Here is a 23960-nt window from a genome sequence, read left to right as displayed (position 1 = left end):
AGCAGCATTTACCGCGCAGATTTCGCGCGAAACAAATACTATGACGTAAGCCCGCCGGGACAGCGAATCGGTTGCAACGAACGCTCGTGGCGCCGGTCTTATCGACGCGTGCCGCTTCGGCGCATCGACGTCATTTCCCGCACTTGGTGCCGCATTGCTGTCAACTCGTTCGCTCCATGAAGACCGTTCTGCTCGTCGATGACGACCCCGCCACCATCGAAGCCTGGACCCTCTGCATGCAAGGGGAGGATTGCCGCGTGCTCTACGCCGTCGACGGCAACGGCGCTCTGTCGATACTCGGCGCGCAGACGGTCGACATCGTCGTGTCCGACTGGATGATGCCGGGACTCGGCGGTGCGCTTCTCTGTCAAACGATGAAGAACGACGCCGCGCTCGCGCACATCCCTTTCCTGATGATTTCAGGGCATCCAAATCCGCCGGCTTTCGTGAGCTACGACGGGTATCTGCGCAAGCCGGTCGAGATGGAGACGCTGGTTGCGGCCGTGAACCGTCTGTGTGCCGCAAAGAAGCGGCCGCTTTATTGAACGGCTGCTGCTTGCGCTTCGACGAGAATCTCGGAACGCGACGACCAAGGCCTCAAGTCCGCATCCACGGGGCAAAGGCTTGCGGCTTAACCAATCAGCGCAACTCCGCCAGCGCCGCATCCATCTGCGCTTGAGCGAGCCGGTTCAATTCCTGCGGGATTTCGCATTCGAGCGGCAAGGCGGGCGTGACGATCACGCGGATATGTCCACCATGATCCGGCCAACCCTTCGCCGGCCAGACCTTGCCCGCGTCGTGGACAACGGGCACGACCGGAACCTTGGTCGCGCACGCGAGCCGCACGCCGCCCGAAGCGAGCTTGAGCGGCGCATCGTGCGCCACGCGCGTGCCTTCCGGAAAGATCACCACGACATCGCCTTTCTTCAGCCGCGCGGCGCATTCACGCGTGACAGCCTGGTGCGCCTGACGGATCGAGCCGCGGTCCAGGCTCACCATGTCCAGACCGCGCAACACCCAGCCGAAAAAAGGAATCTGCATGAGTTCGTGCTTGAACACGAAGCTGATGCGGCGCGGAAAGAGCGCCATGAACGCGAGCGTCTCCCAGGTCGATTCATGGCGGCTCAACACGATGCATGGCCCGTGCGGCAAGTGTTCGAGTCCTTCGACCGAGACGCCCACACCGGTGATGACGCGCATCATCGTGACCATCGCGCGGCACCATTGCCTGGCTAACCAATAGCGTCCGTTTCTGCCGACGAACGGGAAAAGCGGCAGGATCAGGATCGACCAGATCGTGCCGCTGCCGAGCAGATAGGTGGCGAAGAGCCACTTGACGAGGGTGCTGCGCATTGAAATCGTGCGATCGACGGAGGAAAGCCCAGAAGCATAACGGTATCGAGCCGTGAACGCACGAGGCAAAAACCGCCGCTTCGCTCATGCGTCTTCGGGCGCGCGATGCAACAATGGCGCGTGCAGGTCATCGACCGCTTATATCAACATCGCAAGGGAACACATGGATCAGGAGCCGGTGAGTTTCGACGAAGGCATGCTCGACGTGGGCGACGGCCATTCCATCTACTGGCGCGCGCAAGGTCCGCGCGAGGCGCCCGTCATGCTCGTCGTGCACGGCGGCCCCGGCGGCGCCATGAATCTCAAATGGGCCGAGGTGCTGGAAGCGGACAAGTGGCGCGTCGTGTTCTTCGACCAACGTGGCTGCGGCAAGTCGAAGCCTTTCGGCAAGCTGGAGGCGAACGGCATCGATGCGCTCGTCGGCGACATGGAGAAGCTGCGGGTCGGGTTGAACATCGAGCGCTGGGCGCTGTTCGGCGGTTCGTGGGGCACGACGCTCGGGCTTGCCTACGGCGTCACGCATCCCGAACGCTGCACGGGCTTCTTGCTGCGCGGCGTGTTTCTCGCGCGGCGCGCGGACATCGACTGGTTCCTGTGGGACGTGCGGCGCGTGTTTCCGGAGGCGCATCGCGCGTTTCTGGACGCCATCGAAGCCGCGAGCGGGAAGCGTCCGACGAGCGGCGAGGAGATCCTGCAACTGACGGAAGCGCCGCTCGCGCGTTTCGATGAAGCCGGCACGCGGCTCGCGCGCGCGTGGACGCTGTATGAGACCACCTTGTCGGTGGTCAACAAGCCGCCGAAGGAGGCGAAGGAAGCGGACGAGGCGAAAGTATCGGGTGAAGCGCAAGCATCGAGCGAAGCGAAGGACTCGAGCGACCCGAAGCAGGACGACAAGCGCCCGAGCGCCGAGGCCAACTCCGCCGCCGTTTCCATGGCGCTGCTCGAACGTCACTACATGGCGCACGAACTGCCGCCCGAACCGCTGCTGCCGCGCGTCGCGCGCATTGCGCATCTGCCGTGCAGTATCGTCCACGGACGTTTCGACATGGTGTGTCCCGCGGATCAGGCGTTCGACCTTGCCGCGCTTTGGCCGGGCGCGCAACTCGCCATCGTGGATGTCGCCGGGCACTGGACCTTCGAGCCCAACAACGTGACGGCATTGCGCAAAGGCGCGGTGGCCCTGGCTCAAGCCATCGCGGCAAGCTGACGCTTACAGGATCGACGGCGCCGCTTCGGTCAGGCGTCGCCAGTCGAGATCCGCGCCCGCGACGATCAGCCGTCCGTTGCGCTGCGTCGCGATGGTGAGCGTGACGCACAGCGACGTCCCCGTTACCGACAGATACGGCGCGCTCGTGATGACCTGCTGCGGCCGCGTGTGGGCATCGACGAAGTAGGGGCGCGTGTCCCAGCGGCCGGTCGAGGCGTCCGCGATGGGCGCGAAGCGGTCGGCCGAGCGCCGCTCACACGCGCCGGCGAGCGTCGGCAGGCATTCGCGACCCGCGTGGTCGAGAAAGAAGCAACTGATCGTACAAGGCAGCGCGAGCAACGCGGCGCAAGCATGCTCGGCGGATGCGCCGCCCGCAAGGCGCGTCGCGGCCTGCGCCAGATTCGAGCGATACGGCATCAGCAGCAAGTCGCTCGCGAGGCGCTCGGTGCGGCGCGTCTGCGCGAGCGAATCGAATACGTTTTCGAAGAGCGGCGTGGCCGCGCCGCGTTCGGCGAGTTGCGCGGCGGGTTGACCGAACAGATAACCCTGCACGAAGTCCACGTTGGAGCGCGCCGCGAGCATCAGGTCGTCGCTGGTTTCGATTCCTTCGGCCACCACGAACATACCGGATTCATGCAGCAGATCGACGAGCTTCGGCATCAGCGCATCGCGCATCGGCGTGCGTCGCTTGCCGCTCTGCGCGCGCACCAGGCTGCGGTCGAGCTTGACGATATCCGGCCGCATCGTGAGCAGACGATCGATATTGGAATGCCCGGCGCCGAAGTCGTCGACGGCGACGAGGAAGCCCTGCGCGCGAAACGAGCGCGTCGCGCGCGCGATTTCCGCGACATCCGAACCGCCCGATTCGAGCACTTCGATCACGATCCGCTCCGGCGCGAGCCCGGCCGCGTGCGTGAGCGCGGCGAACTGTTTCGCATAGCCAGGGTCCGTGAAAGTCGCAGGGTTCATGTTGACGAACAGCCAATGCGCGCTCGGCAGCACCGGCGCGGCATGACGGAGGTGCGCCAGATGACTCATGCGGTCGAGCGCGGTGAGCTCGCCCGAGACGATCGCGCGGCCAAACAGATCGAACGGGCCGATCAGCGCGCCATCGCCCGCATCGCCGCGCAACAGCGCCTCGTATCCGACTTCGCGCTGATGCGGGAGGCTGTAGATCGGCTGCAGATGCGTGCGAAGCGTGATGCCGTCGACGACTCCGGTGTGTGCCGTCAACACGTCGGACCACGCCGGCCGAGGCCTGACGGCTGCGTGCGGACACAGCGTCGGGGAGAATGCACATACGAGTCGATGAACGGCACGGCAATGGCACGCGGCGAGATGGGGATACAAGGCAGTATCGGCCGAGCGTGCGAAAACTTGAGTGGCGGCGTCGTGTTTGCCCGCGCCCGCGCCGCGACCTATCTTTGAAGAGGCGGTGATACGATCCCGCTGCAACTTAAGCGGCGCAAGGCTCGTCGAAGCTTGCACCAAAACCTTTGAGAGACATCGATGGCGCAACAGAAAACCAATCCAAAACTCGAGCAGGCGCTCACGCGCGGCGATCTCGCCATCCGTCAGGCCAATTCGGCTCGCGCCACGGCGGTGTTGCGCGCACTCGGCAAGATGATCGTGGAGGCGTCGGCGACCATCGGCGTCGAAGCGCACGTGGTCGTTCACGACGGCGACAAGATCTACGATCCCGCCGACGGCGCGTGGCCGCAGCAGTTGCTCGTTTCGCTCGACGGCCCTGTCGAGGAGAACGATCCAGACGAAATTCGCACGATCACCTTGCTCGCCGACACGCCGGCCACCATCTTCCGCTGCGAATGGCAGCGTGCCGACGGCAATCTCGGCCGTCAGGAGGGACGCCCGCTTGCCATGGTTGCTTTCATTACCGACGTCGACATTCCCTGGCTCGACGAGGAAGACTGATTATCCCGTCTTTGATTTGTTCAACATGTTGTGAGATTCGCGGATGCCAAAAGTCCTGGTATCCGCGTTTTTGTGTCCGCTCATCTCCCCAACGATCCCATTTGTTGCCGTTTTCTGTTTTCGAGTGTTGCGTGAAGCGCAAACGTTACCGTGTCCCCTTTTTTTAGTCTTTTGACGTGATTACGCGATATTTCGTATTGCTTGACAGACGGCTATTCTCCTGAATACCTCTCACGGCATTTGGTGGCTGTTGGCCCTCGTTTCTTTTCACTCTTCTTGTGCATGCATAATCGAATACCGGCTATGCATATTTATTTTTGCAGCAGTTGCCCGGCGATTAGTTCGGCAATTAGAATAAAAGTTCTAATTGTTTAGCCTGAATTTTGCTGAGAAACAGTGGCAAGCGCGCACCCCGTTATTTGACTTCGTGAGAGGCTCGATTCGCCGTGTGAGGGCACAACCTTAAAACGCCCATATCACGCGGCAATTTCCTAATCGCCAAGAAAAATGGGGTTTACAAAATGGAACGTCTGAACCTTGCCACGAATGCCGCCGCTAACCAATCTGAAACGGCGCTTCGTCCGACACTCACGGTAGTGCCCGCACTTCAGAAAACGGAACGCATGCCGTTTACTATCCGTATCGTCCAGGACGACGACGGGCTCCAGAAAGCCGTAAGCATCAGGCGTTCTGCGTATGGTCGGCATTTGCCCGAATTCGCCGAGAAAATGACGATCGAGCATTCCGATCGCGATAGCGGCACCGCGGTTTTGCTCGCGGAATCGAAACTCGATGGCGCGCCGTTGGGCACCATGCGCATTCAGACCAATGCGTATGCGCCGCTCGCGGTCGAGCAATCGATCAAGCTGCCGGGTCATCTCGCCGAAAGCCGTCTCGCGGAAGCGACGCGCCTCGGCGTGGCGGGCGGCATGGTGGGACGAGTCGTGAAGGTGGCGTTGTGCAAGGCGTTGTGGATGTTCTGCGAACTGCATGAGATCGACTGGATGGTGATTACCGCGCGTGCGCCGCTCGACCGGGAATACGAAGCCATGCTGTTCAAGGACGTGTTCGGCGTAAACGAGTATCTGCCGATGGCGCACGTGGGCGGCATGCCGCATCGCGTGCTGGCCAAGGAAGTGGCTGTCGCGCGGCAGCGTTGGGAAGAGGCGCGTCACCCATTGTTCAACTACATGGTGAATACGCATCATCCGGACATCGATTTGCAATCTGTAGATTTATCTTTTGACTGGGAACCGGTACGATGCCCTGAGGCTCCGCTGATGGCTTACGGCCGGTAGAAGAAGGGCTGCGGTAACGAAAGCAAGAGCAAAAAAGCCGGGCCCGAAGTGGTCCGGTTGGCCAAAGAGTGCGGTGGCGGGGGCAAGCTCGGCTCCGCCGCGCCTCTCGCCGGCAAGATCGGCGCAAACGGGGGGCTTATTCAGGTATGGCGTCGGTTATTCCAGCTTCCTTATCGAGATTCAGACGCTCGGGCTCGTGGATCGACGGCGCGTTGTACGCGGTCGCCGTCTACGCGGTCCCGTTTCTGATCGCACTCGGTACGCTAGCGACGCTCTTCTTTTTACCCCGCCAGTACGAAACGCGGGGCGCGGTCCCGCTTGAACTCCACGTTCTCGCCGATCATGGCGACTCGCTCGGTCCCGAAGCCGCGCGCGAAGCCTTGCGCGCCGCACCGGCCACCACGCGCTACAACACGCATCTCTCCGAAAAACCCGTCTGGTTTTCCATCACGGCGCCCGTCATGAGCACGGAGTCGTCGACTGCAATCGAACTGCCTTCGCGCCACGCGCAGTCGCTTTCATGCTGGAACGCCAGTAACCTCCAGCCGCTCGGCACCGCCGATCGCGAAAGCGTGAGCGGCGAGATGCATCCGGTCAAGGCCGGTTTCTTCGTGCAGGTGGGGCGCATCAAGGCACCGTTGTCCGTCATTTGCCGCGGCGTTTATTCGGGCCCGGCGCAGATCAACGCGTTTGCGTGGGAATGGCAAGGTCTCCGAAGCTCGGCGCTCGACTTCCAGGAAAGCTCCGGGCTGATCGCGGGCGGTTTGCTCACGCTCGCGGTATTCGTTTTCGTCACCGCGTTGATCAATCACGAATGGACGTACGTGATTTTCGCGGTGTGGCTCGTCGGCAATCTGCGTTTGTGCGCCAACGCCATGGGCTGGGACATGCAGTGGCTCGGCCGCGTACTGCCAGCCGACTTCATGACGCCGCTCAGGCAAATCACGTTCGCCGCGTACTACTTGCTGACCGCCGCGCTATTCCAGCAGCTGTTCCGCCGCGAATTGCGCGTGGTCGGTTACCGGTGGCTTTTGCGTGTCATTCAGTACGTCGGCATCGTGCTCCTTGGGGCAGCCGTGGCGTTGCCGTATTCGCTGTTCATTCCGACGCTGTGGGTCATTGCCGGCTTCGGTATCTGCGTGCTGCTGTTCTTCCTCGTGCGGCTCGTGTGGATGGCCCGTTCGCGCACGGTCATGTGGTATGTGGCGTCGCTCGCCATCGTGCTGTTTTCCACGTTCTCCGAAGTACTTGGCGCGGCGTTCGGCCTCAAGGTGCTGGTCGGCGGCGTGAACACGGTAATGGCCGCGCTGTCGTCGAGCATGATGGCGGCGTTTGCCATCGCCGAGCAGATGCGCGCCGAGCGCGACTTCCGCCGTCAGGCGCAGATGGAATTACGCAACACTTACGAAGTCACGCCAATCGGTCTCTTCACGCTCGATACCGACGGCCGCTTCGTGCGCGCCAATCCGGCGCTGCGCTCGATGCTCGACCTGCAGAAAGCGGAATACAAAGTCCGCCACTGGAACGATTACTTCGAGCCCGGCGCGTGGGGCGCGCTGCAGGCGCTGGCATCGAAAGGCAGTGACGGTGAGCTCGAAATGGGCGGTTCCGCCGCGCGCGGCACGGGCGAGCGGCGCTATCTATTGAAGGCTATCCGCTCGAATGGTTGGATCGAAGGCTCGCTGCAGGACACGACCGAACGTTCGCGCGCTGTCGAGCGTCTGCGCTTTCTCGCGGAGCATGATCCGCTGACGGGCTCGCTGAACCGGCGCGGTATCGAGAAAGCTATTTCCGCCCAAAGCGATGAAATGTTGCCGTGGGCGCTTGCCTATGTCGACCTCGACCGCTTCAAGCTCGTGAACGACCTCTTCGGCCACCGCAGTGGCGACGAAGTCTTGCGACAGGTCGCGGCACGCACGCGGGCGCACTTCGCGCGCAATTACGCAGTGGGGCGAATCGGTGGCGACGAGTTCGTCTGCGTCATGCACGACACGTCGATTGAAGACGCCATCGCGCAATGCCGCGAACTCATTTCCATTCTTTCTGACGCGCCCTATCAGGTCGGAAATCGCGCGTTTCAGGTGAAGGCTTCGATCGGTCTCGTCGAATGCTCGCAGGGCGTGCGCGTGCAGGACGCGCTGTCGCATGCGGATCGCGCGTGCCGCGAAGCGAAGAAGGTCGCGCATACTCACCTCGTCACGTACCGCAAGGGCGCGGCGGCGTTCGAGGAGCGCGCGGAAGAATTGAAACTCGTCGAGACGCTCGGCCGAAATCGTCTGCCGCCGGGCCTTTTTCTCGTGATGCAGCCGATCATGTCGTTATCGGCGCCAACGGAATCGCTTAATTTCGAAGTACTTCTGCGCATGCGCGCGCCGGACGGCACGACGCTGCCCGCGGGCAAGGTGATCGTCGCGGCGGAAGAGTCCGGCAATATTGCTGCAATCGACCGCTGGGTCATTACCACGTTGCTCGAATGGATCGAGGCGCATCGCCATGAATTGAAGAACACGCAATTCATTTGCGTGAACCTTTCGGGCGGTTCGCTCAACGACGAGCAATTCATGGAGGACATCTTCGCGTTGTTCGCGCGGCATCAATCAGTGGTGCATTACCTTTGCCTTGAAATCACCGAAAGCGTGGCGCTGCACGATTTGGAGAACACGCAGCGCTTTATCGCGCGCGTCCATGACATGGGCGGCAAAATCGCGCTCGACGACTTTGGCGCGGGTTATTCCTCGTTCAAATATTTGAAGGCACTTTCCGCCGATGCGCTGAAAATCGACGGCGAATTCGTGCGCTCCATGTGTGCGCATCCGGCGGATATCGCCATTGTCGAAGCCATCGTCGCGCTTGCGCGCAATCTCGGCATGCGCAGCGTGGCGGAATGGGTCGAAGACATCGATACCCTGCGCGCATTGCAGGAAATCGGCGTCGATTATGTGCAGGGTTTTTTAGTCGCGAAACCGCAAGACAGCGTCGCCATTCTTTCGGCGACTTCCGCTGCGAGTTTCGTAAAAGATCCGGAGGTGGTGAGTTTTGTCGAGTGCCTGTCCGCGCCGGCGCAGGCGCTCGCATTCGACTATGAATGGCGCGCCCGCGCCGCGGGCACCCATTAACTTCTATTTTCGAACCCGTTTTCAGGCGGGTTTCGATTCACTCAAAATCTTGTTCGCCGCGATGGGAATGCGCGTGTCGTCCCATTGCGCGAGCCATTGAATCTCCTTTCGCGTGAAATAGCCGGGATGATTGCGCAGCGCGAACTGCAGGGAATCGACGATGTGATCGCGAATGATCTGCGGGGCGTTGTCGTCGTTGACAATCGCGTGAAGGGCTTCGAGTGTGCTCATGTTGCGTGGCCTGGCCGGTGAATAGGGAACGTCGGCGTCACCATAACCCGATAAAAATCGCGAAACATATTGCAGCGCGAAACTTTCCATGCGGCGGTTTCCTTACAGGAGCTTGCTAGAATCGGCGCGGATGCCTCAACTCGATCAACGCGCCGGACTTGGAGCGGGAGCCGCTTATGAACGACCTGGAGCGCGCTTCGCATGGCGCGTGTTTGCGCTGCGAAGAGGGCGCGCATGCCTGATCGATCCTCGCGCCAAGCGTCTGTTCATTCGGTCGGCTCGAATCAGCTCGGCATGCGTCAATTCAACGAGCGCATCGTGCTGCAGGCCATTCGTCTGCACGGCGCGCTGCCGAAGGCGGACATCGCGCGCCTCACGCGCCTTTCCATGCAAACGGCGTCGATGATCGTCGATCACCTTATCGACGACGGTCTGCTCGTGAAGGAAGCGCGAACGCGTGTGCCGGGGCGCCTCGGGCAGCCATCGGTGCCGATTGCGCTGCGAGCGGACGGCGCGTTTTCCATCGGCGTGAAAGTGGGGCGACGCAGCCTCGACGTGCTGTCGATGGACTTCACCGGCGCCATTCGCACGCGCGACACGCTCGACTATCCCTATCCCGATCCCGCCACGCTTTTCACGGAACTTGCCGCACGGCTCACGCGCGCCATCGACGCGCTCGGCGACGACGCGCGCAAGATCGCGGGCATCGGCGTGGCGGCGCCGTTGTGGCTCGGCGGCTGGCGCGATTTCTTCGATACGCCGCCCGACGTGCTCGCCGCATGGAACGAGATCGATATCCGCGGGCGCATTCAGGCGCTCACGGCCTTGCCCGTCGAGTTTGCAAAGGACACCACGGCCGCCTGCGCCGCCGAACTCGTGATGGGGCAGGGGCGCGGGTTGCGCAACTTCCTGTACGTGTTCATCGGGACGTTCATCGGCGGCGGGCTGGTCATCGACGGCCGCTTGCACGCGGGGCCGGGCGGCAACGCGGGCGCAATCGGCTCGCTGCCGCTGCAAAAGCGCGGCGGTGCGGCGCAGTTGCTCAACACCGCGTCGGTCTATGTGCTCGAAAAGGCGTTCGCGGCGGCCGGCGCGCCCGCCGCCGCCGCTCACGACGAACGCGCATGGTCGGCTTCGCTGCGGCCGCTGTCCGAGGCGTGGCTCAACGACGCGTGCCCGGCGATCGCGTTGAGCATCGCGTCGTCGTCGGCTTTGCTGGATCTCGAGGCGGTCGTGATCGACGGCGAAATCGATCGCGGCTTGTTGCGCGAGATCATCCGGCGTACGAATGAAGCGCTCGGCCATTTCGACTGGCAAGGCATCACGCGTCCACGTTTGGTGGAAGGACAGATCGGCGCCGATGCACGCGCGATGGGCGGCGCCATTCTGCCGCTTTACGCGCACTTCGCGCCGAAGCATGAATTGTTCTTGAAGCCGCTGGAGACTTGACGCGCGGATTGCATTGTCTATACAAGGCGCTGCCAAACACGAGAAATTGGCGTCGGGAAATCCCTAATACAACGAAAGTTGTATATACAAGAACATGAACTCGAATTCGGGCCTGCGAGAAATCCGCGTCCGTTCGCTCAATCTTCCGACGCGCAGGAGCCTGCCTCGTGACCTCATCTCTCCGTTATCGCGACACTGAAATTCGCGCCCCGCGCGGCGCACGACTCAATGCCAAAAGCTGGCTGACCGAGGCACCGCTGCGCATGCTGATGAACAATCTCGACCCGGAAGTCGCCGAGAATCCGCGCGAACTGGTGGTCTATGGCGGAATTGGCCGCGCGGCGCGTGACTGGCCGAGCTTCGACAAGATCGTCGAAACGCTTAAGCGGCTCGAAGCGGATGAAACCCTGCTGATTCAATCGGGCAAGCCGGTTGGCGTCTTCAAGACGCATGAGAACGCGCCGCGCGTGCTCATCGCCAATTCGAATCTCGTGCCGCACTGGGCGAACTGGGAGCATTTCAACGAACTCGACGCCAAAGGTCTTGCCATGTACGGGCAGATGACGGCGGGAAGCTGGATCTACATCGGCAGCCAGGGAATCGTGCAGGGCACGTATGAAACCTTCGTCGAAGCCGGTCGGCAGCATTACGGCGGCGATCTCAAGGGACGTTGGGTGCTGACCGCCGGACTTGGCGGCATGGGTGGCGCGCAGCCGCTCGCCGCGACGCTCGCGGGCGCGTGTTCGCTCAATATCGAATGCCAGCAGAGCCGGATCGATTTCCGTCTGAAGACACGTTATGTCGATGAACAAGCCACCGATCTCGACGATGCCCTTGCCCGCATGCAGCAATACACGTCCGAAGGACGCGCGGTGTCAGTCGCACTCTGCGGGAACGCCGCCGATGTTTTGCCCGAACTCGTGCGTCGTGGCGTGCGCCCGGACCTCGTAACCGATCAGACGAGCGCGCACGATCCGCTCAACGGCTATCTGCCGAACGGCTGGACGTGGGCGCAGTATCGCGATCGCGCGCAAAGCGATCCGCAGGGCACGGTGAAGGCGGCGAAGCAATCGATGGCCGAACACGTGCGGGCAATGCTCGCCTTCCGCGAACAAGGCGTGCCGGTGTTCGATTACGGCAACAACATCCGCCAGATGGCCAAGGACGAAGGCGTCACGAATGCGTTCGATTTCCCCGGCTTCGTGCCCGCCTATATCCGGCCGCTGTTTTGCCGGGGCGTCGGACCGTTCCGTTGGGCCGCGCTTTCTGGCGATCCGCAGGACATCTACAAGACCGACGCGAAGGTGAAGGAGCTGATCGCGGACGACGCGCATCTGCATCGCTGGCTCGACATGGCGCGCGAACGCATCAGCTTCCAGGGCTTGCCGGCGCGCATCTGCTGGGTCGGCCTCGGGCAACGCGCGAAGCTCGGCCTCGCGTTCAACGAGATGGTGCGCAACGGCGAGCTGTCCGCGCCGGTGGTGATCGGCCGCGATCATCTCGATTCCGGTTCGGTCGCGAGCCCCAACCGCGAGACCGAGTCGATGCGGGACGGCTCGGACGCCGTCTCCGACTGGCCGCTTCTCAACGCGCTGCTCAACACGGCGAGCGGCGCAACGTGGGTGTCGATCCATCACGGCGGCGGCGTCGGCATGGGCTTTTCGCAGCACGCGGGCGTCGTGATCGTCTGCGATGGCAGCGTCGAAGCCGACGCGCGTATCGCCCGCGTGCTGCATAACGATCCGGCCACCGGCGTCATGCGTCATGCCGATGCGGGCTACGACATTGCCGTCGACTGCGCGCGCGAGCAAGGCCTCGACTTGCCGATGATCGACGGAGCGAACGGCAAGCGATGAACAAGCTCTGGCAGCATTGCCACGTCGCAACCATGACGGGCGGCAAGTATTCGATCATCGAAGATGCCGCGATCCTGACGCATGGCGGGCGTATCGAATGGATCGGGCCGCGCGTCGCCGCGCCGGAGCGCGATTGCGAGCGTATCGATCTCGAAGGCGCGTGGGTTACGCCGGGTCTAATCGATTGCCATACGCATCTCGTCTTCGGCGGCGACCGCAGCGGCGAATTCGAGGCCCGTCTGGAAGGCGCGAGCTACGCGGAGATCGCGGCGCGCGGCGGCGGTATTGCAAGCACGGTACGCGCGACGCGTGAAGCCAGCGAGGACGCGCTGTTCGAAAGCGCCCGCGCGCGCGCCGTCGGCCTGCTGCGCGACGGCGTGACCGTGCTCGAAGTCAAATCCGGCTACGGGCTCGATCTCGCGAACGAACGCAAGATGCTGAGAGTCGCGCGGCGTCTTGGCGAGACGCTGCCCTTGACCGTGCGCGCGACCTGTCTCGCAGCTCACGCACTGCCGCCCGAGTATGCGAATCGCGCGGACGACTACATCGCATTCGTCTGCGATGAAATGTTGCCGGCGCTCATCGATGAAGGCCTGGTCGATGCCGTCGATGCCTTTTGCGAGCATCTCGCGTTTTCGCCGCAACAAGTCGAGCGAGTGTTTCTCGCCGCGCAAAAACACGGCGTGCCGGTGAAGCTGCACGCCGAACAGTTGTCGTCGCTGCATGGTTCGACGCTCGCGGCGCGCTATCAGGCGCTTTCCGCCGATCATCTCGAATACATGACGGACGAGGATGCCGCGGCGATGGCAAGCGCGGGCTCCGTCGCCGTGCTGCTGCCTGGCGCGTTCTACATGCTGCGCGAAACGCAGCTACCGCCCGTCGATGCCTTGCGGCGCCACGGCGTTCCAGTTGCACTCGCCAGCGATCTGAATCCCGGCACATCGCCCGCGCTTTCGTTGCGGATGATGCTCAACCTCGGCTGCATGCTCTTTCGTCTGACGCCGGAAGAAGCGCTCGCTGGCGTGACCCTTCATGCGGCGCGCGCACTTGGCCTGCACGGCTCGCATGGATCGCTGGAAGCGGGAAAGGCGGCGGACTTCGTCGCGTGGAAAATCGGTCGGCCGGCCGAGCTGGCTTATTGGTTGGGCGGTTCATTGCCCAATTGCGTGGTGCGAAACGGCGAAGTGGTGACGACTTCTGTCTGGCAATACGGCCTTACGGCGTTAAGGTAATAAAAAAACGCCTCGTCCAAAAGCACGAGGCGTTTTTCGACAACCGATAAGAATCACACGCTGCGCTTGCGGATCATGCCCCACACGACGAGCAAGATGATTGCGCCGATCACGGAGGCGATCCATCCGGCGGGCTGCCCGGGCTGATACCAGCCGAGCGCGCGTCCCACATAGCCCGCCACCAGCGAACCGACGACCCCCAGCACGATGGTCATGATCCAGCCCATGCTGTCATCGCCTGGTTTGACGGCGCGCGCAATGAGCCCGATAACCAGTCCGACGATCAAAGTCCCGATGAATGCAAACATGCGGTAGCTCCTTCTGAATTGCTGCTCGTTGGCTGAGATTGCTCCGGACGCATTCCGGCACGTCCAAAGTAGCACGCGACAATGCGTTTGGATATGACACGCCGCGCGACTTGGCCGGGATTGGCCATTCGGCCAGTCTCCTTAGCACGTGGGATGCCACGTCATCTCGCGCGGTAAAATCCGTGTTCTGCATCACTTTGCCTGCACGGCGCCGCCATGACCGATTCCGATTTCCCCGCAACCGACGACCCGATTCACGAAGACCGCCTCTGGCGCGACGACGGCTGGACCGCTCGCGTCATGAAGAACGAAGACGACGATGGCTGGGCCGTCGCGATGATCCAGGCGGGCGAGGCCGAGCCCGCGCTCGTCGGCCCGTGGACCATGGGCCGCGACAAGAAGAACCCGAAGCCGCTGGACGCGAACGCTTTTCGCACGCTGGTCAAGACGGCGTCGGAGGTATTGCGCCGTCACGAGCAGCAGCGGCATGCCATGCTGCACAAGAACGTTTCCATCGACGTACGTGGCGAAGACGTTACCGTCACGCTGGAAATCGTCCCCGACGATGACGACCCCTACGCCAACCTGAAGGCCTTCGATGCATTTGGCACGCAGCTCGCGCACGTGCGCGTGTCGCCTGCGTTCAAGCTGAGCAAGACAAGCGCCGAACGCTGGGCCGAGAACGACTACGCGGCGCCGCATTGAGCGGCGCTCGAAAAGCGTCAGCGCAATAAAAAAGCCGTCGCATTTGCGACGGCTTGCAGACAACGAGCAGCGAGTCACCGACCCGCAGCTTATTTCACGACGAACTCGATACGACGGTTGGCGAAACGACCGCTTGCGGTGGCGTTATCGGCGATAGGGTTTGCGTCGCCGTAGCCGTTCGACGTGAGGGAATTCGAAGGCACGCCGGCTTTCATCAAATAGCCGCGCACGGCTTGAGCGCGTTCCCTCGACATTTCCAGTTTGGCTGACGGCACACCTGTTGCGTCCGAGTATCCCGCGACTTCGAGTTTGACCATCGAACCCTTGGCCGCGCAGTCTTTCAGCAACGCGGCAGTCTGATCCAGCGTGGCATACGCGTCTTGCGGCACGGTTGCGCTGGAGCGTCCGAAGTTGACGACCTGCAGATCGAGCACCTTCGAGAGCTTGTCTCCGGAACAGGAATCTTCCGCGGCGAGCAGTGTCTTCATGGCGCTGCGGAACGATTGCGTGGCATTGGCGACCGCGCTGTCCACGTTGAACGAGCTGACCTGAAACATGTCGCCGAAGGTAGTTTTCAAGCGATCCATCCAGCCGAATTTCGCTTCGGCGGCCGTGCCGCTCAGTTCAACCTTCGAACCCGCGATTTTCGCTTCCGCGCCCGGCACGGCCATTAGCGGCAAGAGATCCGTCACGTGCGAAAGCCACGTGGCGGGACGCGCTTGTGCATCGACGGAAACGTTGGCGCTGTAGTTCTTGCCAAAGTGCTGTTCGAGTGCATCGATCAGACGTTGCTTCTCGGCGTCCGTGGCAACGGTTGCCTCGATCGAAGGAACGCCGGCAGAACTCACGTGGAACAGCATGCTGGCGTCTTTCGACTTCGCCGGTGCTGCATCGGGTACGGAAGCCGCCGCGATGCCGCTTGCGGCATCGACCGAGGAAGCTATCGCCGTTGCGGATGCCGTGTCCGTGCGCAGCGTGTCTGAACCATTGACTTGTGTCTCGACCGAAGATGCAGCCGGTGTGACCTGCGTGACGGGTGATGCAGCGGTCGAAGCTCTCAGGTCGAACTTGTCGCCGTTCGTAAAGCCACGGTAGTACACGGCCGCGAGAATCGCGGCGAGCATGGCAAACAGGAGCCAAATCCATTTGTGCGACTTTTTCGGCGCGGGCTTGCGCACGGGTGCTCGCATTTGAGTTGTTGCGGCCGCGAAAGCGGGGACGGGCGTGGAAGCAGGCGCAGGCGTGGGCGCGGGTGCGGGTGCGATAGGCGCAATGGCTCGCGGCGCCGGTGGGGCTGTCGTCGCAATGGCCGCCGTTGCCGGAATGGTTGCAATAGCGGGCTCAAGTGCCGGTTCCAGCGTCGAACCGACGGCATCCAGGCGGCCCGCGATATTGCTGGCAAAACCTTCCGTGTTGCCAAGACCAATGGCGGCCGCGATTCCGTTCGAAAGCGTTGCGCGGATTTCGGCTACCTGATCGCGCAACAGCGCGGGCAACGCATGCACCGAAACCTGCGAGAGCAGGAAGTAATGCTTCAGCACACCGAACAACACGGCGGAGAGCATGCCCGAGAGGGCCGATGTCGCTTGTGCCGGCACGCCGGTCTCAATGGAAGCCGCATCTGTCAGAGCGTCGATGCGTTGTCCCGTCGCGCGCGCGGCCATCAAATGTCCGCTTGCTTCGAGGTGTTTGAGGCCACTCGTCGTGGTTATCACGTTGCTCAACTGATCCGCGATAAAAGCGTTCGCGTCCGGCGACATGACGACCGTGTACAGCGCGTTCGCGCCATCAGCAAAAGCCGAACGTTCCATGAGAGATGCAACGAGACCAGGCACTGCGCGTGCGGTCAGCTGCTGAACGATTTGCGCAGGGATACCGAATTTCTGCGATAGCTGTTCCGCGATTTGGTCCGTAATCGCGGACCTGACTGCCTGGACCAGATTGATGCTCATCGACTGTCTATCCTATATGCTGTAGCGCCAGATGAAGGCGCATTGACGCGACGCATTTTATATGCGCAGCTATCCTAAAATATTTTCGAGATACTTATTTACAGAAACCGTTACGTTCGTGTCACGGTTGAGCGGGCATGAGCTCGAATCAGCGTGCCCGAAGGGAAGAATCCGAGAAAAAGCGGGCCACGCGTTTGGCGGCGATTCCGAGCCATGATGCTTCGGATGGCATGGGTTCGTGCTGATGCACGTTCGATGCGAGGATGGCGTAGACCGGGTTCGAATGGACGAACGCGCGATACGACGCATCGAGAGGTGAGGTCCACACGCAAGCACGGCATTCGTGCTTCGAGCAGCTACTGCAGGGAGGTTGATCGCGCTTCATGACGGGTCCTTGACTTAACCTGTCGATGATGTTTGATCCTTGCGGGGAACGCGATCGGACGCTTCTGATTGGAGTCTTAAAATAACTCCGAAAGCATGCAAAATAGGATACTTCGCACGTTCACAATCACATCGAGGAGACAGACGATGCATTACCTGATGATCTACGAACTCAGCGCCGACTATCTCGAGCGGCGCGCGGAATTTCGCGATGCGCATCTGAAGCTCGCCTGGCAGGCAGCCGAGCGCGGCGAGATCGTGCTGGCCGGTGCGCTCGATGCGCCCGCCGATCGCGCCATATTGCTGTTTCAGGGCGACTCGCCCGCGGCCGCCGAGGCGTTCGCACGTAACGATCCTTACGTGGTGAACGGTCTCGTCGAACGCTGGCAGGTGCGCAAGTGGAACACCGTGGTGGGCGAGGACGCGGCCACGCCCGTTCGTTAGACGTCGGCGGTTTCTTCCGAAGGCCGGTCGCGGCGTGCGGGCGCGTTGCGGCGCGCGGCGCGATAAAGGCTCGTGAGCGTATCGTCCATTTGCTGCGTGCGCTCGAAGAGGTCCGCGAGCCAGTCGACGAACACCGAGACGCGCGGCGTCGCCTGCCGGCTCTTCAAGAACGCCACCGAGACCCGCAGCGGCGGCGACTTCCATTGCGGCAGCACTTCCACCAGTTGCCCCGAGCGCAGATACGGCTGCGCGGCGATCCGCAACGGCTGTATCAGTCCGAGCCCTTCTATGCCGCACGCGAGATACGCGTGTTCATCGGCGACCTGGACGAAGCCGCGCATCTTCATGGTGACGGCTTCACCGTCCACGTCGAAATCGAAATCGGCGGGGCGGCCATTCTTGCTCGACACGCAGTTCACCGCGACGTGCTGCGCGAGTGAATCGACCGATGCGGGCATGCCGTGCTTTTCCAGATACGCGGGACTCGCGCAAGTCACTTGTTCGAGCACGCCAAGCCGCCGCGCGATGAGCCCCGAGTCAGGCAATTCGCCAAGCTGCACGCTGCAATCGACGCCTTCGCCGACCAGATCGACATTACGCATGCCGATGCCGATCGACAGTTCGATCTGCGGATAACGCGCATGAAACTCCGGCAACGCAGGCACGACGATGGACGTCGCGACGGTGTCCGGCATCTCCACGCGCAACCGTCCGCGCAGACGTTCCTCGCCCGCGCCGAAGCCGGATTCGAGTTCGTCGATATCCGCGAGAATCTGCGCGCAACGTTCGTAATAAGCGGCGCCGTCGACCGTGAGGTTCAGGCGGCGCGTGGTGCGGGCGAGCAATTGCACGCCGATCAATGCTTCGAGTTGTTGCACAGTCGTCGAGACGCTTGCACGCGGCATGCCGAGCGATTCGGCAGCGCGCGTGAAGCTGTTCGTATCGACGACACGCGTAAAGACACGCATGGCATGGACGCGATCGATCACGTTGAGTTTTCCTTATTCCGACGATGGAAAGGCGATGCGCGCCACTACACACCGCCGCTTGACCGGGCAGGCGAAGCGGCGGGAAACAAGGCACATCGGCGATGATCACATCGTAAGGATTCGAAACCCTTGCGTGAATACACAAAACTGGACGATTCTTGCCCGATTCTTCCCGCGCCCGTGTGAAGGCGTAATCAAAGCGTCGGCATTTCGCCGCGCAGACGGCCCGAGAGTCCCGACATATCCGCGCCCGACGGCGCTTGGTAGAGCCGCAATCCCATCTCGGGAAGAATGGACAGCAGATGGTCGAAGACATCGCCCTGAATGCGCTCGTACTGCGTCCAGGCGGTCGTCGCGGTGAAGCAGTAGACCTCCACCGGAATGCCCTGCGATTCGGGCTCCATCATGCGCACCATGATCGTCATGTCCTGCCGGATCTCGGGGTGCCGCTGCAAGTAAGCCAGCGCGTAGGCGCGAAACGTGCCGATGTTCGTGAGCCTGCGCCGGTTCGCGGGTTCGTTGGCGAGTTCGCCGAGATTGCGGTTGGCCTGTTCGACTTCCGTTTGTTTCTGCTGCAGATAATCGTGCAGCAGGCGAAAGCGCATGAGACGGTCGGTTTCGTCGTCGCTTAAAAAGCGCACGCATTGCGCGTCAATACGCATGGTCCGCTTGATGCGCCGCCCGCCCGATTCGAACATGTGCCGATAATTGCGATAGCTCTCCGAAAAGAGCTTGTAGGTCGGCACCGTGGTGACCGTGTTGTCCCAGTTCTGCACCTTGACCGTATGCAGCGCGATGTCCTTCACGAAGCCATCGGCGGATGCTTGCGGCATCTCGATCCAGTCGCCTATGCGCAGCATGTCGTTCGACGTGAGCTGCGTGCTCGCGACGAGCGACAGCAGCGTGTCCTTGAACACGAGCAGCAGCACGGCGGACAACGCGCCGAGACCCGAGAGCATCCAGAGCGGCGAACGGTCGATGAGAATGGACAGCACGAGCACGCTGCACACCAGCGCGAGCGCGAGCTTGCCGATCTGGACATAGCCCTTGATGGAGCGCGTCTGCGCTTCCTTGCTCGACGCATAGACATCCTGCCACGCCGATAACGCGCTGCCCGTCGCGAGGAACACGCACACCCATGCGCCGCTGTGCGCTACACGCTCGATGACCGTCGCCCAGCGGCCGATATGCGGCACGTCGTCGATACCGAGCGCAATGGTCGCAAACGGCACCGCGTACCACAACCGGTGATAGGCGCGCCGGCGGATGAACGCCTGATCCCACGCGGTGTGTCCGGCCAGCACGAGCAGCCGGTGCGCGATCACGAGCACGATGCGCGCGACCACCCACTGCACGAAGAGCGCGACGAGCGCCAGCATGACGATGCCGAAGACCAGCTGCGCCCACGGATGCGTGGGCAAATGCTGTTGCAACTGGTCGGGCAGAAAATCGAGATTCATGGCTTCCACGAAAGGGCGAATGCAAGGCGCCCCGTATTGTGCATGAACGCGCACCATTTCCGCGCGCACGGTTTGCTCGATGACCGTCTTATCGAAAACCCGCGTTCGATGAAAATGAATTTTTTTCGGCGATTGTTTTGGGTAAATATACTTTCATTGCATTTGCTTACAGCGGGAGTTGTTCCAGCGCCCATGTCACGCTTACCAGCGGTCCATCCGTCGACGGATGCCGACGATCTGATCTCCGCGCGCATCGCGGCGGCCATGCCGGGCCTGACGCCGATCCATCAGCGCATGGGCGCGTTCGTGCTCGCCAACCTGTTTCGCTCGGCCACCATGCGGATCGACGAACTGGCGGAAGCGGTCGGGGCATCGGTTGCCACGGCGAACCGCTTTGCGCGCGCGCTCGGTTTTTCCGGCTATCCCGCGTTTCGCGAGGCGCTGGTGCGCGGCTTCGAAGCGACCATCGCGCCGGTCGAACGATTGCGCTCCGCGCTGGAATCGCCCGCGAGCGGCGCGGACGTCTTCGATGCCTCGCTCGCGCAGGCGTCGGCGAACCTGCGTCTTGCCCAGACTTCCGTCGATGCCGCGAAGGCCGTCGCCGTCGTCGAAGCCATTCTCGCGGCGCGCCAGGTCTTCGTGCTCGGTTACGGCGCGAGCGCGTTCCTCGCCGGTCTCATGGAGCATGGCCTCACGCCTTATTGCGCGAACGTGCAGTCGCTCGCGCTGACGGGCGGGCCATCGCATGCGGCGCGGCGTCTGTTCACGGCATCGCGCGAGGATTTGCTCGTTGCCATCGCCTTCCCGCGCTATGTCGACGACACTATCACGCTTGCGCGGCAAGCGCGCGACCATGGCGTGCGCGTCGTTGCGCTCACCGACAGCATCGCGTCGCCGCTCGCGCGTATCGCGGATCTCGTGCTGACCATCGGCGCGGAACGGCGGCTCGCCGCCAATTGCGACACCGCCGTGCTTGCCGTCATCGAAGCCTTGTGCGACGCCGTTGCGCATCGCGCGAAGCGTTCGGTCGAGGCGGCATCCGGATTGACCGAATTCGTGCTGCCGTGGCTCGTCGCACCTTCTATCCTCAAGAGTGCGTCCGGCGTGCAAACACCGCGCCGCCGGCAGACTCGACATCCCCACACGGAGCCGCGCGAATCATGAACGCCATTCCGGTCATTGCCATTCACGGCGGCGCCGGCACGATCGTACGCGCCGCGCTCAAGAGCGACGCCGAAGCGCGCTATCACGCGGCGCTCGCGGAGATTCTGCGCGCGGTTGAACGCCTGCTCGCCGATGGCGGCAGCGCACTCGACGCCGTCACCGAAGCCGTGCGTCTGCTCGAAAATTGTCCGCTTTTCAATGCAGGTCACGGCGCGGTCTTCACGTCCGCGGGCACGCACGAACTCGATGCATCCATCATGGACGGCGCGACGCTCGAAGCAGGCGCCGTCTCGTGCGTGACGCGCTTGAAGAACCCGGTGCTCGCCGCGCGCCGCGTGCTCGACGTGAGCGAACACGTGATGTTCACGGCGGCCGGCGCGGAAGCGTTCGCGGCGGCGCAAGGCCTCGAATTCGTCGAGCCGTCGTACTTTCATACCGATGCGCGCTACGAGCAATGGCAGAAGGCGCGTGGCGCATCCGGCACAATGCTCGATCACGACGCGGCGACGCTCGCCGCGGGCGAAGACGATCCGCTCGATCCTGCGAAGAAGTTCGGCACGGTCGGCGCGGTGGCGCTCGACGCGCACGGTCATCTCGCGGCCGCGACATCGACGGGCGGCATGACCAACAAGCAGATCGGCCGCGTCGGCGATGCTCCGATGATCGGCGCGGGCTGCTACGCGAACGATGCGACCTGTGCGGTCTCGACCACGGGCACGGGCGAGATGTTCATGCGCATGCTGGCTGCCTACGACGTGGCGGCGCAGATGGAATATCGCGGGCTGCCGCTCGAAGTCGCCGCGCGCGATGTCGTGATGAACAAGCTGCCGCGTATCGATGGACGCGGCGGACTCATCGCCGTCGATGCAAAGGGCAATGTCACGCTGCCGTTCAATACCGAAGGGATGTATCGCGGGTTCGCGCGCGTGGGCGAGCAACCCTTCACGGCGATCTACCGCACATGACGACGTTACCCGACGCACGCGTCATCGACGTACGCGATCTCTCCGTCACTTTCCGCTCGCGCTCGCGCACGGTCGAAGCGGTGCGCAACATGTCTTTTGCCGTCGATCGTGGCGAGACGCTCGCCATTGTCGGCGAATCGGGATCGGGCAAGTCGGTGACGTCGCTTGCGCTCATGCGTCTCGTCGAACACGGCGGCGGCGCGGTGACGGCAGGCAGCATGGCGTTCCGGCGACGCAGCGGGCAAGTGCTCGATCTGGCGCAAGCCTCGTCCGCCACGATGCGCGGCGTGCGCGGCGCCGATATCGCGATGATCTTCCAGGAGCCGATGACCTCGCTCAATCCAGTGTTCACGGTGGGCGATCAAATCGCGGAAGCCATCGCGCTGCATCAGGGCAGGAGCCGCGCGGAGGCGAAGAACGAAGTGCTGCGTCTGCTCGATCTCGTGCGCATTCCCGAGGCGCGCCGCGTGTTCGGGCGCTATCCGCATCAGTTGTCGGGCGGTATGCGGCAGCGCGTGATGATCGCCATGGCGCTTTCGTGCCGGCCCGCGCTGCTCATTGCCGACGAACCGACCACCGCGCTCGACGTGACCATTCAGGCGCAGATCCTGCAACTCGTGCGCGGCCTGCAGGACGAGATGAACATGGCCGTGATCTTCATCACGCACGACATGGGCGTGGTCGCGGAAGTGGCGGATCGCGTGCTGGTGATGTATCGCGGCGAGAAGGTTGAGGAAGCCGAATCCGACGCGCTGTTCGCGCGTCCGCGGCATCCGTACACGAAGGCGCTGCTCGCCGCCGTGCCGACGCTCGGCGCGATGCAGGGCACCGATCGCCCCGCCAAGTTTCCGATTCTCGAAGTGGAGCCTGCCGAACTCGCCCCCGACGATGCCAGCGCGTTGCGGCCATCCGCGGCGGTCGAAAGAGAGACGCAGCCCGCCATCGACGAAACCGCGCGGCCAATTTTGCGCGTGCGCGATCTGGTCACGCGCTTTCCGGTGAAGACCGGCATCTTCGGACGCACGACGGCGGCGGTGCATGCGGTCGAGCGCGTGAGTTTCGATCTGCGTCCGGGCGAGACGCTTGCGCTCGTCGGCGAATCGGGCTGCGGCAAGTCCACCACGGGGCGCTCGCTCTTGCGGCTCGTCGAAAGCCAGAGCGGTTCCATCGAATTCGACGGACGCGACATCAGCGCGCTGAAAGGCCCCGAACTTCAGGCGCTGCGCCGCAATATCCAGTTCATCTTTCAGGACCCGTTCGCCTCGCTGAATCCACGTTTGACCGTGGGCTTTTCCGTGATGGAACCGCTCCTCGTCCACAACGTCGCAAGCGGACGGGAAGCGCAACAACGCGTGGATTGGCTGCTCGAAAAAGTCGGCTTGCCGCCCGAAGCCGCGCAGCGTTATCCGCATGAATTCTCGGGCGGGCAACGTCAACGGATCGCCATTGCGCGTGCGCTTGCATTGAACCCGAAAGTCGTGATCGCCGATGAATCCGTCTCCGCGCTCGATGTCTCCGTGCGCGCGCAGATCGTCAATCTCATGCTCGATCTGCAGCGCGAACTCGGCGTCGCGTATCTCTTCATCTCGCACGACATGGCGGTGGTCGAGCGCGTGAGTCATCGCGTGGCGGTGATGTATCTCGGGCAGATCGTCGAGATCGGGCCGCGCGCGGCGGTGTTCGAAGCGCCGCGTCATCCGTACACGAGAAAGCTGATGAGCGCGGTGCCGGTGGCCGATCCCGCGCGCCGTCACGCCAAACGCATGCTCGCCGCCGACGAAATACCGAGCCCGATTCGCAAACTCGGCGACGAACCGGTGGTGGCGAAACTCGTTGCGGTCGGCCCGGACCATTATGTCGCCGAGCATCATGTCGGCGGCGCTTATTAAGCGCTAGTCAAGATCAGTCAAGTCAA

Annotated in this window: 21 protein-coding genes; 13 read left to right on the top strand and 8 right to left on the bottom strand. The window is 62.7% G+C overall.

Annotation, left to right across the window (positions count from 1 at the left end; genetic code table 11):
- Positions 1 to 176 precede the first annotated feature (176 nt).
- Complete coding sequence (locus NCR98_RS18140) at positions 177 to 545, top strand: response regulator (RefSeq protein WP_244829343.1); 369 nt, start codon at positions 177 to 179, stop codon at positions 543 to 545.
- Positions 546 to 639: 94 nt separating this feature from the next.
- Here the strand turns inward: NCR98_RS18140 and NCR98_RS18135 are convergent, their stop codons facing one another.
- Positions 640 to 1353: a lysophospholipid acyltransferase family protein gene (locus tag NCR98_RS18135; protein ID WP_244829344.1), complete on the bottom strand. Its 714-nt coding sequence runs from the start codon at positions 1351 to 1353 to the stop codon at positions 640 to 642.
- A 163-nt stretch (positions 1354 to 1516) separates the two neighbouring features.
- Between NCR98_RS18135 and NCR98_RS18130 the strand changes: the two genes are divergently transcribed.
- Positions 1517 to 2560 carry an alpha/beta fold hydrolase gene (locus NCR98_RS18130; protein WP_250467370.1) on the top strand — a complete coding sequence of 348 codons (1044 nt, stop codon included), beginning with the start codon at positions 1517 to 1519 and terminating at the stop codon, positions 2558 to 2560.
- 3 nt (positions 2561 to 2563) lie between these two features.
- Here the strand turns inward: NCR98_RS18130 and NCR98_RS18125 are convergent, their stop codons facing one another.
- The gene (locus NCR98_RS18125; RefSeq protein ID WP_244829346.1) at positions 2564 to 3796 is read right to left on the bottom strand and encodes a sensor domain-containing phosphodiesterase; all 1233 of its coding nucleotides are present in this window, start codon (positions 3794 to 3796) and stop codon (positions 2564 to 2566) included.
- A gap of 273 nt (positions 3797 to 4069) precedes the next feature.
- On the opposite strand from NCR98_RS18125, the gene NCR98_RS18120 reads away from it, so the two are divergent.
- From NCR98_RS18120 to NCR98_RS18110, 3 genes are all read left to right on the top strand, one after another.
- The gene (locus NCR98_RS18120) at positions 4070 to 4492 is read left to right on the top strand and encodes a hypothetical protein (RefSeq protein ID WP_250493585.1); all 423 of its coding nucleotides are present in this window, start codon (positions 4070 to 4072) and stop codon (positions 4490 to 4492) included.
- Between the two features lie 623 nt (positions 4493 to 5115).
- Positions 5116 to 5790: a hypothetical protein gene (locus NCR98_RS18115; RefSeq protein WP_244829348.1), complete on the top strand. Its 675-nt coding sequence runs from the start codon at positions 5116 to 5118 to the stop codon at positions 5788 to 5790.
- A 146-nt stretch (positions 5791 to 5936) separates the two neighbouring features.
- Complete coding sequence (locus NCR98_RS18110) at positions 5937 to 8906, top strand: EAL domain-containing protein (RefSeq protein WP_370652191.1); 2970 nt, start codon at positions 5937 to 5939, stop codon at positions 8904 to 8906.
- 21 nt (positions 8907 to 8927) lie between these two features.
- Here NCR98_RS18110 and NCR98_RS18105 read toward each other — a convergent pair whose 3' ends face one another.
- A complete protein-coding gene (locus NCR98_RS18105; protein WP_250526924.1) occupies positions 8928 to 9137 on the bottom strand; it encodes a hypothetical protein in 210 nt (69 codons plus the stop codon).
- Positions 9138 to 9371: 234 nt separating this feature from the next.
- Here NCR98_RS18105 and NCR98_RS18100 point away from each other — a divergent pair, with 234 nt between their 5' ends.
- From NCR98_RS18100 to hutI, 3 genes are all read left to right on the top strand, one after another.
- Complete coding sequence (locus tag NCR98_RS18100) at positions 9372 to 10586, top strand: ROK family transcriptional regulator (protein WP_250526858.1); 1215 nt, start codon at positions 9372 to 9374, stop codon at positions 10584 to 10586.
- Positions 10587 to 10753: 167 nt separating this feature from the next.
- Positions 10754 to 12442, top strand: a complete 1689-nt coding sequence (gene hutU, locus NCR98_RS18095; RefSeq protein ID WP_250526857.1) for a urocanate hydratase — start codon at positions 10754 to 10756, stop codon at positions 12440 to 12442.
- Positions 12439 to 13674 carry an imidazolonepropionase gene (gene hutI / locus NCR98_RS18090; RefSeq protein ID WP_250526856.1) on the top strand — a complete coding sequence of 412 codons (1236 nt, stop codon included), beginning with the start codon at positions 12439 to 12441 and terminating at the stop codon, positions 13672 to 13674. The genes hutU and hutI overlap by 4 nt, the downstream gene beginning before the upstream one ends.
- Before the next feature lie 53 nt (positions 13675 to 13727).
- On the opposite strand, the gene NCR98_RS18085 is transcribed toward hutI, so the two are convergent.
- Entirely contained in the window at positions 13728 to 13982 is a 255-nt protein-coding gene (locus NCR98_RS18085; protein WP_244829354.1) for a GlsB/YeaQ/YmgE family stress response membrane protein, read from the bottom strand.
- A gap of 216 nt (positions 13983 to 14198) precedes the next feature.
- Between NCR98_RS18085 and NCR98_RS18080 the strand changes: the two genes are divergently transcribed.
- Complete coding sequence (locus tag NCR98_RS18080) at positions 14199 to 14687, top strand: hypothetical protein (protein ID WP_244829355.1); 489 nt, start codon at positions 14199 to 14201, stop codon at positions 14685 to 14687.
- Between the two features lie 89 nt (positions 14688 to 14776).
- Here the strand turns inward: NCR98_RS18080 and NCR98_RS18075 are convergent, their stop codons facing one another.
- Positions 14777 to 16639: an OmpA family protein gene (locus NCR98_RS18075; protein ID WP_250526855.1), complete on the bottom strand. Its 1863-nt coding sequence runs from the start codon at positions 16637 to 16639 to the stop codon at positions 14777 to 14779.
- Positions 16640 to 16787: 148 nt separating this feature from the next.
- Positions 16788 to 16967, bottom strand: a complete 180-nt coding sequence (locus NCR98_RS18070; RefSeq protein ID WP_244829357.1) for a hypothetical protein — start codon at positions 16965 to 16967, stop codon at positions 16788 to 16790.
- A 203-nt stretch (positions 16968 to 17170) separates the two neighbouring features.
- Here NCR98_RS18070 and NCR98_RS18065 point away from each other — a divergent pair, with 203 nt between their 5' ends.
- Positions 17171 to 17467: a YciI-like protein gene (locus NCR98_RS18065; RefSeq protein ID WP_250467363.1), complete on the top strand. Its 297-nt coding sequence runs from the start codon at positions 17171 to 17173 to the stop codon at positions 17465 to 17467.
- Here NCR98_RS18065 and NCR98_RS18060 read toward each other — a convergent pair.
- Together NCR98_RS18060 and NCR98_RS18055 are read right to left on the bottom strand one after the other, a co-directional pair.
- Positions 17464 to 18456: a LysR family transcriptional regulator gene (locus NCR98_RS18060; protein WP_244829359.1), complete on the bottom strand. Its 993-nt coding sequence runs from the start codon at positions 18454 to 18456 to the stop codon at positions 17464 to 17466. The genes NCR98_RS18065 and NCR98_RS18060 overlap by 4 nt on opposite strands.
- A gap of 194 nt (positions 18457 to 18650) precedes the next feature.
- Positions 18651 to 19916: a mechanosensitive ion channel family protein gene (locus tag NCR98_RS18055; protein ID WP_244829360.1), complete on the bottom strand. Its 1266-nt coding sequence runs from the start codon at positions 19914 to 19916 to the stop codon at positions 18651 to 18653.
- 192 nt (positions 19917 to 20108) lie between these two features.
- On the opposite strand from NCR98_RS18055, the gene NCR98_RS18050 reads away from it, so the two are divergent.
- From NCR98_RS18050 to NCR98_RS18040, 3 genes are read left to right on the top strand one after another with little or no spacing between them, the layout of a single operon-like run.
- Positions 20109 to 21080 (top strand): MurR/RpiR family transcriptional regulator, encoded by a 972-nt coding sequence (locus tag NCR98_RS18050; protein ID WP_250526854.1) that lies wholly within the window; start codon positions 20109 to 20111, stop codon positions 21078 to 21080.
- On the top strand, positions 21077 to 22045 hold the full coding sequence (locus NCR98_RS18045) for an isoaspartyl peptidase/L-asparaginase family protein (RefSeq protein ID WP_250526853.1): 969 nt from the start codon (positions 21077 to 21079) through the stop codon (positions 22043 to 22045). The genes NCR98_RS18050 and NCR98_RS18045 overlap by 4 nt, the downstream gene beginning before the upstream one ends.
- A complete protein-coding gene (locus NCR98_RS18040; RefSeq protein WP_250526852.1) occupies positions 22042 to 23934 on the top strand; it encodes a dipeptide ABC transporter ATP-binding protein in 1893 nt (630 codons plus the stop codon). The genes NCR98_RS18045 and NCR98_RS18040 overlap by 4 nt, the downstream gene beginning before the upstream one ends.
- The last annotated feature ends 26 nt before the right edge of the window (positions 23935 to 23960 follow it).

The organism is Caballeronia sp. GAWG2-1, from assembly GCF_023631405.1.
In the GTDB taxonomy this organism is placed as follows: domain Bacteria; phylum Pseudomonadota; class Gammaproteobacteria; order Burkholderiales; family Burkholderiaceae; genus Caballeronia.
This window is presented reverse-complemented; position numbering and strand designations above follow the sequence as displayed.